The 13,039-nt window shown below is 65.9% G+C and carries 13 protein-coding genes and 1 tRNA gene; 12 read left to right on the forward strand and 2 right to left on the reverse strand.

Annotation, left to right across the window (positions count from 1 at the left end; all coding sequences use genetic code 11):
• Positions 1-215 precede the first annotated feature (215 nt).
• The 6 genes from VF643_RS11855 to VF643_RS11880 all read left to right on the forward strand — a co-directional run bounded on the left by VF643_RS11855 (position 216) and on the right by VF643_RS11880 (position 5,928).
• On the forward strand, positions 216-392 hold the full coding sequence (locus VF643_RS11855) for a DUF4169 family protein (RefSeq protein WP_331043601.1): 177 nt from the start codon (positions 216-218) through the stop codon (positions 390-392).
• A gap of 54 nt (positions 393-446) precedes the next feature.
• A complete protein-coding gene (locus tag VF643_RS11860; protein WP_331043602.1) occupies positions 447-2,003 on the forward strand; it encodes an alpha-L-fucosidase in 1,557 nt (518 codons plus the stop codon).
• A 368-nt stretch (positions 2,004-2,371) separates the two neighbouring features.
• Positions 2,372-4,450 (forward strand): S9 family peptidase, encoded by a 2,079-nt coding sequence (locus VF643_RS11865; protein ID WP_331043603.1) that lies wholly within the window; start codon positions 2,372-2,374, stop codon positions 4,448-4,450.
• A 1-nt stretch (position 4,451) separates the two neighbouring features.
• Complete coding sequence (locus VF643_RS11870; RefSeq protein ID WP_331043604.1) at positions 4,452-4,844, forward strand: acyl-CoA thioesterase; 393 nt, start codon at positions 4,452-4,454, stop codon at positions 4,842-4,844.
• 116 nt (positions 4,845-4,960) lie between these two features.
• Positions 4,961-5,692 (forward strand): Crp/Fnr family transcriptional regulator, encoded by a 732-nt coding sequence (locus VF643_RS11875; RefSeq protein WP_331043605.1) that lies wholly within the window; start codon positions 4,961-4,963, stop codon positions 5,690-5,692.
• Positions 5,692-5,928 carry a hypothetical protein gene (locus tag VF643_RS11880; protein ID WP_331043606.1) on the forward strand — a complete coding sequence of 79 codons (237 nt, stop codon included), beginning with the start codon at positions 5,692-5,694 and terminating at the stop codon, positions 5,926-5,928. The genes VF643_RS11875 and VF643_RS11880 overlap by 1 nt, the downstream gene beginning before the upstream one ends.
• A gap of 1 nt (position 5,929) precedes the next feature.
• Here the strand turns inward: VF643_RS11880 and VF643_RS11885 are convergent, their stop codons facing one another.
• Positions 5,930-7,168 carry a phospholipid carrier-dependent glycosyltransferase gene (locus VF643_RS11885; protein ID WP_331043607.1) on the reverse strand — a complete coding sequence of 413 codons (1,239 nt, stop codon included), beginning with the start codon at positions 7,166-7,168 and terminating at the stop codon, positions 5,930-5,932.
• Between the two features lie 62 nt (positions 7,169-7,230).
• Between VF643_RS11885 and VF643_RS11890 the strand changes: the two genes are divergently transcribed.
• From VF643_RS11890 to VF643_RS11900, 3 genes are read left to right on the forward strand one after another with little or no spacing between them, the layout of a single operon-like run.
• Complete coding sequence (locus VF643_RS11890; protein WP_331043608.1) at positions 7,231-8,439, forward strand: trans-sulfuration enzyme family protein; 1,209 nt, start codon at positions 7,231-7,233, stop codon at positions 8,437-8,439.
• Positions 8,436-8,834 carry a Co2+/Mg2+ efflux protein ApaG gene (gene apaG / locus VF643_RS11895; RefSeq protein WP_331043609.1) on the forward strand — a complete coding sequence of 133 codons (399 nt, stop codon included), beginning with the start codon at positions 8,436-8,438 and terminating at the stop codon, positions 8,832-8,834. Before VF643_RS11890 ends, apaG begins: the two co-directional genes overlap by 4 nt.
• Positions 8,831-9,607 (forward strand): LysR family transcriptional regulator, encoded by a 777-nt coding sequence (locus VF643_RS11900; protein WP_331043610.1) that lies wholly within the window; start codon positions 8,831-8,833, stop codon positions 9,605-9,607. Before apaG ends, VF643_RS11900 begins: the two co-directional genes overlap by 4 nt.
• Here the strand turns inward: VF643_RS11900 and VF643_RS11905 are convergent.
• The gene (locus tag VF643_RS11905; RefSeq protein WP_331043611.1) at positions 9,604-10,113 is read right to left on the reverse strand and encodes a helix-turn-helix domain-containing protein; all 510 of its coding nucleotides are present in this window, start codon (positions 10,111-10,113) and stop codon (positions 9,604-9,606) included. The two genes, VF643_RS11900 and VF643_RS11905, sit on opposite strands and share 4 nt — an antisense overlap.
• A gap of 68 nt (positions 10,114-10,181) precedes the next feature.
• On the opposite strand from VF643_RS11905, the gene VF643_RS11910 reads away from it, so the two are divergent.
• The 3 genes from VF643_RS11910 to VF643_RS11920 all read left to right on the forward strand — a co-directional run bounded on the left by VF643_RS11910 (position 10,182) and on the right by VF643_RS11920 (position 12,836).
• Positions 10,182-11,270, forward strand: coding sequence for a branched-chain amino acid aminotransferase (locus VF643_RS11910; protein WP_331043612.1), 1,089 nt, complete (start codon positions 10,182-10,184; stop codon positions 11,268-11,270).
• 63 nt (positions 11,271-11,333) lie between these two features.
• A tRNA-Gln gene (locus VF643_RS11915) sits at positions 11,334-11,408 on the forward strand.
• A gap of 256 nt (positions 11,409-11,664) precedes the next feature.
• A protein-coding gene (locus tag VF643_RS11920; protein WP_331043613.1) for an IS3 family transposase occupies positions 11,665-12,836 on the forward strand; the annotation gives its coding sequence in 2 pieces (ribosomal slippage) (positions 11,665-11,920 and positions 11,920-12,836; 1,173 coding nt in all).
• Positions 12,837-13,039: the final 203 nt, after the last annotated feature.

Here is a 13,039-nt window from a genome sequence, read left to right on the forward strand (position 1 = left end):
CGACGCCCGCACTCGTCGCTTGACCGCAGGACACCCGATCACGTCTACTTCAACCGGCCGCTTCTCGCAGCGGCATGAAACCGGCGGACGCTCCACTTAGCAATCGCGCCGAGCTGTGCAGATGAACCGAGCCACCTCTAAGATCGGTGCGTTCGAGTAACATTGTATCATGGCTGGCGCATCGTGACGAATCGCCCGCCGGTAGGACAGAGAGAATGGGCGACGTCATCAACCTGAGGCTTGCGCGCAAGGCGCGGGTGCGTGCGGTGAAGGAGCGCGAGGCCGGGGCGAACCGGGCCAGGTTCGGGCGGACGAAGGCTGCGCGGGCGGCCGAGGCGGAGGAGGAGGTGCGGCGTAGCGCACTGCTTGATGGAGCGAAGCTGGACGATTGACCTGCCCCGAAGAACCGTTAGCTTCCATCTTGTCGGAGTAATGGGAGCGGATGGATGGTGGATCAGGACAAGCGTTCGCTACTGGGTGCGTCGCTTCTCGGGGCCTTGGCGTTGCCCTATGCCGCGCGCGGCGAGGCTGCACCCGCGCAGGCGGACAAGGCGGTGCGCGATCTGCCGATGGCGTCCGGGCCGTTCATGCCCACTCCCGCTTCGCTCAAGACCTATCAGACGCCCGAATGGTTTCGCGATGCCAAGTTCGGCATCTGGTCGCATTGGGGGCCGCAGGCGGTGCCGCGGCAGGGGGATTGGTATGCGCGGCACATGTATATCTATGGCCATCCCCATTACGAACATCACCTCAAGACCTATGGCCACCCGACGAAGCACGGCTACAAGGACATCATTCCACTCTGGAAGGCCGAGAAGTTCGATCCCGATGCCTTGATGGCACTCTACGACGCGGCGGGCGCGAAGTATTTCGTGAGCATGGGGGTGCATCACGACAATTTCGATCTGTGGAATTCCAAGCATCATCGCTGGAATTCGGTGGCGATGGGGCCGAAGCGCGACATCGTCGGCGACTGGCGCAAGGCGGCGCTCAAACGCGGCCTGCGCTTCGGCGTGTCCGAGCATCTGGGGCCGAGCTACAGCTGGTTTTCGGCCAGCCATTTGTACGACCAGGTGTGGCCATTGGGCGGCGTTTCCTATGACGGCGCCGACCCGCGGTTCGCCGACCTCTATCATCCGGCGCACGACGAACCGTTCCGCTGGGGACGATCCTGGTATGCCAAGAATCCGGCGTGGCACCGGCAATGGTACAATCGCGTCCGCGACCTGATCGACAGCTATCAGCCCGATTACCTCTATACCGATGGCGGCATCCCGTTCGAGATCGTCGGGCGGACGATGCTGGCGCATTTCTATAATCAGAACCGCGCGAAGCACGGCGGGTCGCTGGAGGCGGTCTATGCCTATAAGGATCTTGGCACCGGGGAGTTCTACAAGGAAGCCGGGGTCGAGGATGTCGAGCGCGGCGTGATGAGCGGCATCAACCCGCTGCCGTGGCAGACCGACACGTCGATCGGCGACTGGTTCTACAGCGACGGTTTCAAATACAAGACGACGACCGAGATCGTCGCGATGCTGGCCGATGTGGTCAGCAAGAACGGCAATCTGCTCATCAACGTCGTGCAATATGCCGACGGCAGCCTGCCGCCCGAATGCCGGACCTTCCTGAGCGAAATGGCGGCCTGGATGGCGATCAACCGCGAGGCGATCCACGGCACCCGCCCGTGGACGGTCTTCGGCGAAGGGCCGACCCGCACGGCCGAGGGCGCGTTCAAGGAGAACGCGGCCTATACGCCGCAGGACATCCGCTTCACCACGAAGGGCGACGCGCTGTACGCCATCGCGCTGGGCGTGCCGGCCGGCCCGGTGGCGATCGGCGCGTTAGGCAGGGTCGCGGGCCACGAACGGCGGCCGGTGCGCAGCGTCCGGCTGCTCGGCACCAAGCGCGCTTTGCGCTTCGAGCAGACCGACCGGGCCTTGGTGGTCGATGTGGCGGGCGCCGCACCGGTCAGGCACGCCGCCTGTTTCCGGATCGGCTTCTGAGCGTCCGTTTGAGAACACGCTGCGCCGCGTTTCGCGCTTCTGCCGTCCGCAGCCGTTCCAACGATGCTGGGCACCGGAACCGCCTCCGAACTCGCTCCTTAGATCATGATGACGTCACCTTTACCCGTTCGTGCTGAGTAGAGGCCGAGTAGCCGCGCAAGCGGCGTATCGAGGACTCGTATCGAAGCACCGTTGGTACGCGAGTCACCTGTCCTTCGATACGCCCTCTCGATACGCTGCTCCGCAGCTACTCGACGGCTACTCAGGACGAACGGGTGGGTGAAACTGATGTCATTATGGTCTGGCGAGTTTCCAAACAGCTTCCGACGCGGATCGACTTGGGTGCGTGCTGCGCTATGACGCCGGGCATGACCGACCTTACGCCCCCCGTCGCGCAGACGCGCGCGCACAGTTTCACCACGCACGGCATCGCGATCGACGATCCCTATGCCTGGCTGAAGGATCCGAATTATCCGGAGGTCGATGATCCGGACGTCCTGGCGTATCTCGAAGCCGAAAACGCCTATTTCGAAGAGGTGATGGCGCCGCACAAGCCGCTCGTCGACCGGCTTTATGATGAGATGAAGGCGCGGATCAAGGAGGACGAATCCTCGGTGCCGCAAAAGGACGGCGACTGGCTCTACTGGACCGCGTATGAGACTGGCGGCCAGTATCGCAAATGGTGGCGCAAGCCTATCCTGAGCGGAGCCGAAGGGCCGGCGGCGGGCGGCGCGGACGAGCTGTTGCTTGACGAACCCGCGCTGGCGGAGGGCAAGGAATATTTCCGGCTGGGCGCCTTTTCCATCAGCAACAACGCTCGCCTGCTCGCTTATGCGATAGACGATTCGGGCGCGGAGCGGTTCGAGGTCCGCATCAAGGATCTGGAGACCGGTGAGCATCTGCCCGAGGTCATCCCGGGCATGCTGTCGGAAATCGTCTGGACTGCGGACGACAGCGCGTTCCTCTATGGCCTGGCCAACGACCAGTGGCGCACCGACAATGCGCGGCTGCACCGGCTGGGTACGCCGGTGGCCGACGACATCCTGCTGTATCACGAGGCGGACGAGGGATTTCGGGTCGGGCTGGGGGAAACCAGCGCGCGCAACTGGATCGTGATCTCGACCGGCGATCATGTGACCAGCGAAGTACGGCTGGTGCCCGCGAACGACCCGACCGCCGAGCCGATCGTGGTCAGCCCGCGCCGTGTGGGGCGCGAATATGACGTGGACGAGCATGACGGCACGCTGTTCATCCACACCAACGACATCGACCCGCAATTCCGCCTGTGCACCGCCCCGATCGACGCGCCGGATGCGTGGCAGGAGCTGATCGCGCCTTCACCGCATTTCTACATGACCGGGGTCGAGTGCTACGCGAAGTTCTTCGTGGTCGAGGGACGCGAGGACGGACTCGATCGGCTGGCGATCCACCGCTACGACGCCCCTAATGTGGCGCAGCGGATCGACTTTCCGGAAGCGACTTATGCCGCGGGCTTCGGCGACAATCCCGAATACGACATGGACGTGCTGCGTATCGGCTATGAATCGATGGTGACGCCGGGAACGGTGTACGATTACGACGTCGCGACCGGCGGACTGACCGTTCTCAAGGTGCAGGAAATTCCGTCAGGCTATGACGCGGCCAAGTATCGCACCGAGCGGCTGAAGATGGCCGCGCGCGACGGGACGGACGTGCCGGTGTCGATCGTCTATCCGGCGGACCATGTGCGGGGCGGGCCGTTGTTCCTCTATGCCTATGGCGCCTACGGCCATGCCATCCCGCCGGGATTTTCGACCGGACGGCTGAGCCTGCTCGATCGCGGCTTCGCCTATGCCATCGCGCATATCCGCGGCGGCGACGACCTGGGCCAGCAATGGTATCTCGACGGCAAGCTGGAGAAGCGCGAGAACACTTTCAACGATTTCGTCGATGTCGCGCGCGGGCTGATCGCGGACGGCTGGACCAGCGCGGGAAAAATCGCGATCGCGGGGCGATCGGCGGGAGGCGAGCTGATGGGGGCGGTGGTCAATTCCGATCCCGAGTTATGGGGCGCGGTGATCGCGGACGTGCCGTTCGTCGACGTGCTCAACACGATGCTCGACGCCGATCTGCCGCTGACGCCGGGCGAATGGCCCGAATGGGGCAACCCGGTCGAGGACGCCGCCGCCTTCGCGCTGATCCGCTCCTATTCGCCTTACGACAATGTGCGGCGCCAAGCCTATCCGCCGATGTTCATCAGCGGCGGTCTGAACGATCCGCGGGTGACGTATTGGGAGCCGGCAAAGTGGGCGGCCAAGCTGCGCGCGACGAAGACCGACAACAATGTGCTGCTGCTCAAGACCAACATGGGGGCGGGGCATGGCGGCAAATCGGGAAGATTCGAATCGCTGCGTGAAGCGGCCGAAGAGCACGCCTTCGTGCTGTGGCAGATGGGTGTCGAGGGCTGACGTGTTCACCCGCACCTTCACCGCCGCACCAGCCGACATCGACGAGCTCGGCCACGTCAACAATGCGGTGTGGGTGCGGTGGATTCAGGACATTGCGGTCGCGCATTGGGAGGCGGTCGCGCCTGCCGAGCATGTCGCCGCGCATGTCTGGGTCGTGACCCGGCACGAGATCGACTATCGCGGCAACGTGGGCGTCGGCGAGAGCGTGACCGGGGAGACCTGGGTGCCCGATCCGCCCAAGGGCGCGCGTTTCGACCGGCATGTGCGCTTCGTGGGGACCGATGCGCGCGTGAAGGTGGCGGCGGTGACGACCTGGGCGCTGCTCGACCGGGCGAGCGGGCGGTTGTTGAGGGTGCGTCCGGAGATTGCCGCGCCGTTCGTGGGTGCACGCTGACTCACGCGGGCTACTTGGCGGGAACGCTGCCGATGACTAGATTTGGATCAAATACTTTGTCCGTGCGCGCTTTATAGCCGCGCTCTAGTCAAGCCGCGATAAAACGGGAGTAAATAATGCCGGCTGAAAGGCCCGACACCTTCGGATCCGTGATCCGCAAGCTGCAACGCCTTACCCGCCTGGATGATGCGGATCGTGAGGCGATCGCCGCCCTGTCGTTCACGCTCGGACGTGGGAGGGCTAGCCATTATATCGTGCGCGAGCGCGATCAGGTTTCGAACTGCTGCATCCTGCTGTCGGGCTATGCCTGCCGCCACAAGACCACCAGTGACGGGGGGCGGCAGATCGTGTCGTTTCATCTGCCGGGCGACATTCTGGACGTGCAGCATCTGCTGTTTCCGGGGGCCGATCACAATGTGCAGACAATTACCGAGGCGACATGGGCGGTCGTGCCGTCCGAAGCGCTGCGCAAGGTATCGCGCGATCGGCCCGCGATTGCCGAAGCATTGTGGAAGGACTCGCTGATCGACGCTTCGGTTTTTCGCGAATGGGTGCTTAACGTCGGCCGGCGCGATGCCAAGTCCCGGGTCGCGCACATGCTTTGCGAGTTCGCGGTTCGGCGCGAGGCGGCAGGCCTGGGATCGCCCGAGCGATTCGAACTGCCGATGTCGCAGGAGCATATCGCGGACGCCACGGGCCTCACCCCCGTCCACGTCAACCGCATGCTGCACGCGCTGAGCGATGACGGGATCATCGCGCGCGACAAGCGGCGCGTCGACATCCTGGACTGGGCACGGATGCGTCGGGTCGCCGATTTCGATCCGATCTATCTGCACGAGGCGGCTTGATGTCGCACGTCGCCTTCCGGCCCGTGGTGCTCGATGCCGGGCACGGCGATCAGGACGCGATGCTGGTGCTGCGCGACGACCGGCTGACGATGGTGCTGTCGTGCCTGGGCGAGATGCACGGCGAACTGGCGGGCCGGTGGTTCGTCGAGGCGGTCTTCGCCGACACCATCCGCGCGCCGCACGAAACCTTCGCGACGCTGGAGGCTGTCGAGGCATGGCTGGTGGCGCTCAGCTGATTCACGCCCAGGTCGAAAACCACATCCAGCGCTGGAACGCCGACGCCCCGGACAAGGCGGACGCCGAGAGAATCGGATGGAACCAGGCGAACAGCCCGACCGCCAGCAGCACGAAGATTTCATCCCAGTAGCGCAGCCGGCCGTGGCCGTAGCGGTGGAAGGCGGCGGCGATGACGATGCCGAGCCAGATACTGGGCAGGTAGTAATAATAGAAGAAGCCGAGCGATTTCGGGATGATCGCCCACACCGCATAGCTGCCGATCCACAGCAGGGCGATCGCGGCGAGCCTCGCGTCGCGCGCACGTCCCCCCGCCCAGAGGCAGGCGGCGACCGCGATCAGCCCGCCCCATAACACCATCGGATTGCCGAGCATCAGCACGCCGCGCTGCACGCCGTCGACGGGTTCGTAGAGATACCAGATCGGCCGGATGTCGAGCGCCCACGTCCACCAAGGCGACTGATAGGCATGGACCGGCAGCACCTGGGTCTGGCGGGCGTACATTTCCGCCTGAAACGGCAGCAGCGTGCGCCAGGTCAGCGCGTCCTGCGCATAGAAGAAGGCGGGTGCGAAGGTGGCGAGATACGCCGCCGTCGCGCCGCATCCCAGCATCGCCCAGGCCCTGATCCAGCCCAACCCCGACCACGCTAGCGGCCAGCGGTGCTTGACGAAGACGAAGGCGAGCGCGGCATAGCCCAGGTAAGGAACCGCGGTCCATTTGGTGCCGCACGCGCACCCCAGCAGTACCGCGCCCAGCAGCCATCGCCACGCGACCGCGCGGCCGCGGCCGCGCGCCGCCCACAGCATCGCCGCGACCGCCAGCACGACGAAGGCCGCCATGAACCCGTCCAGCATCGCGATCCGCGCCTGGACAAATACCGTAAAGTTCGCGAGCGTCAGCAGCGCGCCGATTGCCGCCGTACGGGTCGATCGAAACGTCTGCCAGAGAATCGCGAAGACGCCGAGCACCACCGCGGTCGCCGCGACAGTGGAGAAGGCCCGCCAGCCGAGCGGATTGTCGCCGAACAGCGCGATGCCGGCCGCGATGATCGCCTTGCCGAGCAGGGGATGTTCGATATTCGCGGGCCCCGACAGCGCGGCCAGCGTGCGGGAGGCGGGGACGTAGTGGATCTCGTCGAACACCAGGATGTGCGGGGTCGTCAGCGCCCAGGAGAACAGCGCCTGCGCCACTGCGCCAATCGCGAGCGCGGCGGCGATGGGGCGGGACAGGCGGCGCATCATCGGCCGTGCCTGCAACGCCCGCGCTCTTGCGGCAAGCCCGCCTTCCCGGCAAAGCGACGGGCATGAAGCGCAAGACCGGGCAGGACCGCAGCATCACGCAGACTTGGCGCCCCGCGACCAAGGCGATCCGCGGCGGCACCGCGCGCAGCGAATATGGCGAGACGTCGGAGGCGTTGTTCCTGACGTCGGGCTATGCCTATGACTGCGCGGGCGATGCCGCGGCGCGCTTTGCGGGCGAGCAGGTGGGGATGACCTACAGCCGGCTCCAGAACCCGACCGTCGAGATGCTGGAGGAGCGGATCGCACTGCTGGAGGGTGCCGAGGCGTGTCGTTCGATGGCGACCGGCATGGCGGCGATGACCGCGGTGCTGCTGTGCCAGTTGCAGACCGGCGATCACCTCGTCGGCGGGCGGGCGGCGTTCGGTTCGTGCCGCTGGCTGACCGATACCTTGCTGCCCAGGTTCGGCATCGCCACGACGGTGGTCGATGCGCGCGATCCGCAGGCGTTCCTGGACGCGGTGCGGCCCGAGACCAAGGTGTTCTTCTTCGAAACTCCGGCCAACCCAACGATGGACGTCGTCGATCTGAAGGCGGTGTGCGACATCGCACGCGAACGCGGCATCACCACCGTCGTGGACAACGCCTTCGCGACGCCCGCCCTGCAACGGCCGATGGAGTTCGGCGCCGATGTCACCGCTTATTCGGCGACCAAGATGATGGACGGTCAGGGCCGCGTGCTGGCGGGAGCGGTGTGCGGGACCAAGGATTTCATCGACAACACGCTGCTGCCGTTCACGCGCAACACCGGGCCGACGCTGTCGCCGTTCAACGCTTGGGTGGTGATGAAGGGGCTGGAGACGCTCGACCTGCGCATCCGTCGCCAGTCGGAGAATGCGCTGAAGGTCGCGACGTTCCTGGAGGGGCGCGTCCCGCGGGTGCTGTGCCCGTTCCTGCCCAGCCATCCGCAGCACGATCTCGCGGTCGCGCAGATGGACGCGGGCGGGCCGATCTTCGCGCTGGAGGTGGATGGCGGACGCGCGCAGGCGCATGCGTTGCTCGATGCGCTGGCGCTGATCGACATTTCAAACAACATCGGCGATTCGCGCTCGCTGATGACGCACCCGGCCTCCACCACCCATGCGAGCGTCGCCGAGGAGAAGCGCCGCGAGATGGGCATCGGCGAGGGGATGCTGCGCCTCAACATCGGGCTGGAAGACCCGCAGGACGTGATCGACGACCTCGACCAGGCGCTCGCCGCGGCGGGCCTGTGAAGGCGCTCTTTCCCTATAGCGAGACCACCCAGGGCGTTACCGTGCGCGTTGCGGTCAGCTATCTGGCCGAACAGTCCGAGCCGGAGCGCGGCCGCTGGTTCTGGGCCTATCACATCCGCATCGAGAACGGCGGCGAGGCGGCGGTGCAATTGCTCACCCGGCACTGGATCATCATCGACGGCCGCGGCGCGCGCCATACGGTGGAGGGCGAGGGCGTGGTCGGCGAGCAGCCGATGATCGCACCGGGCAGCAGCTACGATTACGTCTCCGGTTGCCCGCTCTCGACGCCGACGGGCGCGATGCAGGGCAATTACCGGATGGCCGCGGCGGATGGCACCAGCTTCGACGTCGTCATCCCGCGCTTCATGCTGATCGCGCCTGCAGTTCTCCAGTGAAGCGCACGCATCTTCCCCTCAACGGCTTGCGGGTGCTCGATGCAGCGGCGCGGCATTTGTCGTTCACCCGCGCTGCCGACGAACTGGCGGTCACCCCCGCCGCGGTCGGGCAGCAGATTAGGGCGTTGGAGGATACGCTGGGGGTCGTGCTGTTCCGCCGCACGACGCGCGGGCTGGAACTGACGCCCGAGGCGGAGGCGGGGTTGATCCCGTTGCGCGACGGATTCCTGCAGTTCGAGGATGCGGTGCGTGCGATGCAGGCCGGGCAATCGTCCAAATCGCTGACCATCGCGGCGCCACGCGATCTGACCGAGAAGTGGCTTCTTCCCCGCCTGGCCGCGTTTGCCGCGACGGATCCCGAAGTCCGCTTCGTCCTGCTCGCCGCCGATGCCGACGGGCTGGACTTCGCCCAGGCCAATCTGGACCTCGCGATCCGCTGGGGCGACGGACCGGGCGAGCATGAAGGCGAGGCGATCGAATCCGACGGCATGGTCACCGTCGCGGTCGCGGGCGCGCCGGACACGGTGATCGGCTGGGACGGCGCCGAAGCGCATATCCGGGTCGCCGACGCGGGACTGGCGATCGACGCGGCCGCGGCGGGACTGGGCCGGGCCACGGTGCCGCAGATGCTCGCCGAACGCGACATCGCGGCGGGCCGGGTAGTGGCGTTGGGCGAAGCAATGCCATCGCGCGCGGGCTATTGGCTGGTCGCGCCACTGCCGCAATGGCGGCAGGCCAAGGTCAAGGCGCTGGTCGAGGTGCTGGCGGGTTAAAGCCCGGTCAGTGCCGCGATCCGCTCCCGCTCGTCTTCGGGGATCAGCCCTTCGAGCACTGCCCAGAAGCCGCCGACCGCGGCCTGGCCTGCGCGCGCGTACGCCGCCGACAACCGCTCGCGCAGCGCATCGAAGAGTTCGGCTTCCAGCGCCGCGCCCGCAGGGGTCAGCCGCAGCAGCCGTTGTCGGCGGTCGCGGTCGCCGGGGCGGACCTCGACCAGTTCGCGCTCGATCAGCTCGCCCAGCACGCGGCCCAGCGACTGTTTGGTGATCGCCAGCAGCGCCAGCAATTCGCTGACGGTCAGGCCGGGCTTGCGGGCGACGAAATAGAGCGCGCGGTGGTGCGCGCGGCCGAGCCCCTGTTCGGCCAGCCCGCGGTCGATCGCGCGGGTGATATGGCTGTTGCCGAAGTAAAGCAGTTCCAGGCCGCGCCGCAATTCGGGCTCGCGAAGGAACAGCGGCGACGCGGACGATGCTGTGGCGGCCATGTTGACCCGTCTAGCCATCGGTCCTACCCGGCCGCAACCCATCGCTTGCGAGAATCTGCCCGCCAGCGCCCTTGCGAGAAGAGCCGATGCCGACTGCCGCGTTCCGCTTCGAGCCCAATGCCGCGCCGGTCGCTACCGCGGCCCGTGCCGAGCGATTGATCGATCCGGGGTTCGGGCGCGTCTTCACCGACCACATGGCGACGATCCACTGGTCGGACGCGCAAGGCTGGCACGATCCCAAGGTCCACGCGCGCGCACCGCTGACCATGGACCCGGCGTCGTCGGTGCTTCATTATGCGCAGGAGATCTTCGAGGGGCTAAAGGCGTATCGGCTCGACGACGGCGGCATCGCGCTGTTCCGCCCGGAGGCGAATGCGGCCAGGTTCCAGTCCTCGGCGCAGCGGCTGGCGATGCCCGAACTTCCGCAAGACCTGTTCGTCGAATCGCTCGAAGCGCTGGTGAAGGCGGATGCCGACTGGATTCCGGACCAGGAGGGCGGTTCGCTCTATCTGCGCCCGTTCATGATCGCGAGCGAGGTGTTCCTGGGCGTCAAGCCGGCGGCGGAATATCTCTACATGGTGCTCGCCTCGTCGGCTGGTTCCTATTGGAAGGGCGGTGCGCGCGCGATCTCGCTCTGGGTCAGCCACGATTATACGCGTGCCGCGCCGGGAGGGACCGGCGCCGCCAAATGTGGCGGCAATTATGCGACCAGCCTGGTCGCACAGGCCGATGCGATCCGCCGCGGCTGCGATCAGGTGGTGTTTCTCGACGCGGTCGAGCGCCGCTGGATCGAGGAATTGGGCGGCATGAACATCTTCTTCGTGTTCGACGACGGTACGCTGCGCACGCCGCCGCTGACTGGCACGATCCTCCCCGGCATCACCCGCGATTCGATCCTGACGCTTGCGCGCGCGCAGGGGTTGCGCGTCGAGGAGGCGCCTTATGCCATTGCGGACTGGCGGGCCGATGCCGCCAGCGGCCGCCTGGTCGAAAGTTTCGCCTGCGGCACCGCGGCGGTGGTGACCCCGATCGGCCAGGTGGCGGGGCCGGATTATGCCTTCACCATCGGCAGTGGAGGCACCGGCCAGACGACCCAGCGCTTTCTGGATCAGCTGACCGCGATCCAGCGCGGGCGCGCGCCCGATCCGCACGGGTGGCTGCACCGGCTGGCGTGACGGCGCGGACCGGCAGGGGCTTCCCACCGCCGGCGCGCCCGCTATAAGCGCCCGACCACGCGTTGGGGCGTCGCCAAGTGGTAAGGCAGCGGCTTTTGATGCCGCCATTCGCAGGTTCGAACCCTGCCGCCCCAGCCAACCTTAGAAAATGCTGCTTCATCAAACACCTAGTAACATCGCTGCAGCAGCGGATTGTAGCACGCATTGTAGCACCAGATTGCAGTTGGCCGGCGCGCGCTCGTAGCGGAGCAGTGGCCGAAATTTGTTTGCCAGCCATAGCTGGAGCCGCGCTAAACAACCGCTACGTCGGTCCAGATCAGAATGGTCTGACTGAGGTGGTGCCGGAAATTTGGACAGGAGGCTAAGCTATCCCGGACGTGAGGGATGGACGGAAATGAAGACGACGCGGAAGCGGTATACGGGCGATTTCAAGGCCAAGGTCGCGCTGGAGGCGATCCGGGGTGATCTGACGCTGGCGGAGTTGGCAGCCAGGCACGGCATTCATCCAACGATGATCGCGACATGGAAGCGCCAGGCGACAGAGGGCATGGCGGCGACGTTCTCGGTCGCGAGCGAGGCGAGCAAGGCCGCTGGCGACACCGAGATCGAGAAGCTGCACGCGAAGATCGGGCAGTTGGTGGTGGAACGGGATTTTTTGTCGAAGGGGTTCGCGCGATGAGCGTCGAGCGGCGTCGGCAGATGATCGAACGCGGACATGCCAGCCTGTCGATCGTGGCGCAGTGCCGGCTGGTGTCGATCAGCCGGTCGTCCTTCTACTATGCACCGGTGGCGGAGACGGCCGAGACGCTGGCGCTGATGGCGGTGATCGACGCCTCGTTCCTGGATCACCCGTGGTATGGCAGCCGGCAAATGGCCCGGCACCTTCAGCGGCTCGGGCATAGGGTCGGACGACGGCGGGTACGACGCCTGATGGCGAAGATGGGGCTGTCGCCCATCTACCAGCGCCCGCGGACCAGCGACCCGCACCCGGAGCATCGGATCTACCCGTACCTGCTGCGCGACCTGGAGATCACGAAGGCGAACCACGTCTGGTGTGCCGACATTACCTACCTGCCGATGCGGCGGGGCTTCCTCTACCTGGTCGCCATCATGGATCGGGCATCGCGCAAGGTGCTGGCTTGGCGGCTGTCGAACACGATGGATGCGGAGTTCTGCGTCGAGGCTTTGAAGGAAGCGCTGGCGCGGTTCGGCAGGCCGGAGATCTTCAACACGGACCAGGGAAGCCAGTTCAGCAGTAATGACTTCACCGACGTGCTGCTCGGTGCCGAGGTGCGGATCAGCATGGACGGCCGTGGCCGCTGGATGGACAACGTGTTCATCGAGCGGCTCTGGCGGTCGCTGAAGTACGAGTGCGTCTACCTGAACGCCTTCGAGACCGGCTTCGAGCTGCGTGCTGGGCTCGGCCGGTGGATCAACTATTACAACGGGCACCGGCCCCACTCTCGCTTCGGCGGCCGAACGCCGGACGAGGTCTATGGGCAGACAGGCGCAACGCCATATCCGGGGCATGCCCCGGATATGGCGTTCACCAGAATGGCGGCGTAAACCAACCGGGGTATAGCTTAGCTCAGCCGCCAAACTGTCCAAGAAGGCGGGACCATCTCAGACAGAGGTGGCTCGGCAAATCTGCACAGGCTGGTAAGTGGAGTTTCTGCCTGAAGGCGGCCAGCATGGCTGCCGAACAGGAGATCAGATGACGAAGCGAACACGCCGGAACCACAGCCCGGCCTTCAAGGCGAAGGTGGCCT

Origin of the sequence: Sphingomonas sp., from assembly GCF_036387595.1 — a bacterium.
Classification (GTDB): domain Bacteria; phylum Pseudomonadota; class Alphaproteobacteria; order Sphingomonadales; family Sphingomonadaceae; genus Sphingomonas.

Coding starts and splice junctions, on each gene's coding strand:
- VF643_RS11880 (WP_331043606.1), top strand. CDS start 5,692: ATGTCGCACGTCGCCTTCCGGCCCGTGGTGCTCGATGCCGGGCACGGC.
- VF643_RS11905 (WP_331043611.1), bottom strand. CDS start 10,113: ATGGCTAGACGGGTCAACATGGCCGCCACAGCATCGTCCGCGTCGCCG.
- VF643_RS11855 (WP_331043601.1), top strand. CDS start 216: ATGGGCGACGTCATCAACCTGAGGCTTGCGCGCAAGGCGCGGGTGCGT.
- VF643_RS11860 (WP_331043602.1), top strand. CDS start 447: ATGGTGGATCAGGACAAGCGTTCGCTACTGGGTGCGTCGCTTCTCGGG.
- VF643_RS11865 (WP_331043603.1), top strand. CDS start 2,372: ATGACCGACCTTACGCCCCCCGTCGCGCAGACGCGCGCGCACAGTTTC.
- VF643_RS11910 (WP_331043612.1), top strand. CDS start 10,182: ATGCCGACTGCCGCGTTCCGCTTCGAGCCCAATGCCGCGCCGGTCGCT.
- VF643_RS11890 (WP_331043608.1), top strand. CDS start 7,231: ATGAAGCGCAAGACCGGGCAGGACCGCAGCATCACGCAGACTTGGCGC.
- VF643_RS11875 (WP_331043605.1), top strand. CDS start 4,961: ATGCCGGCTGAAAGGCCCGACACCTTCGGATCCGTGATCCGCAAGCTG.
- VF643_RS11885 (WP_331043607.1), bottom strand. CDS start 7,168: ATGATGCGCCGCCTGTCCCGCCCCATCGCCGCCGCGCTCGCGATTGGC.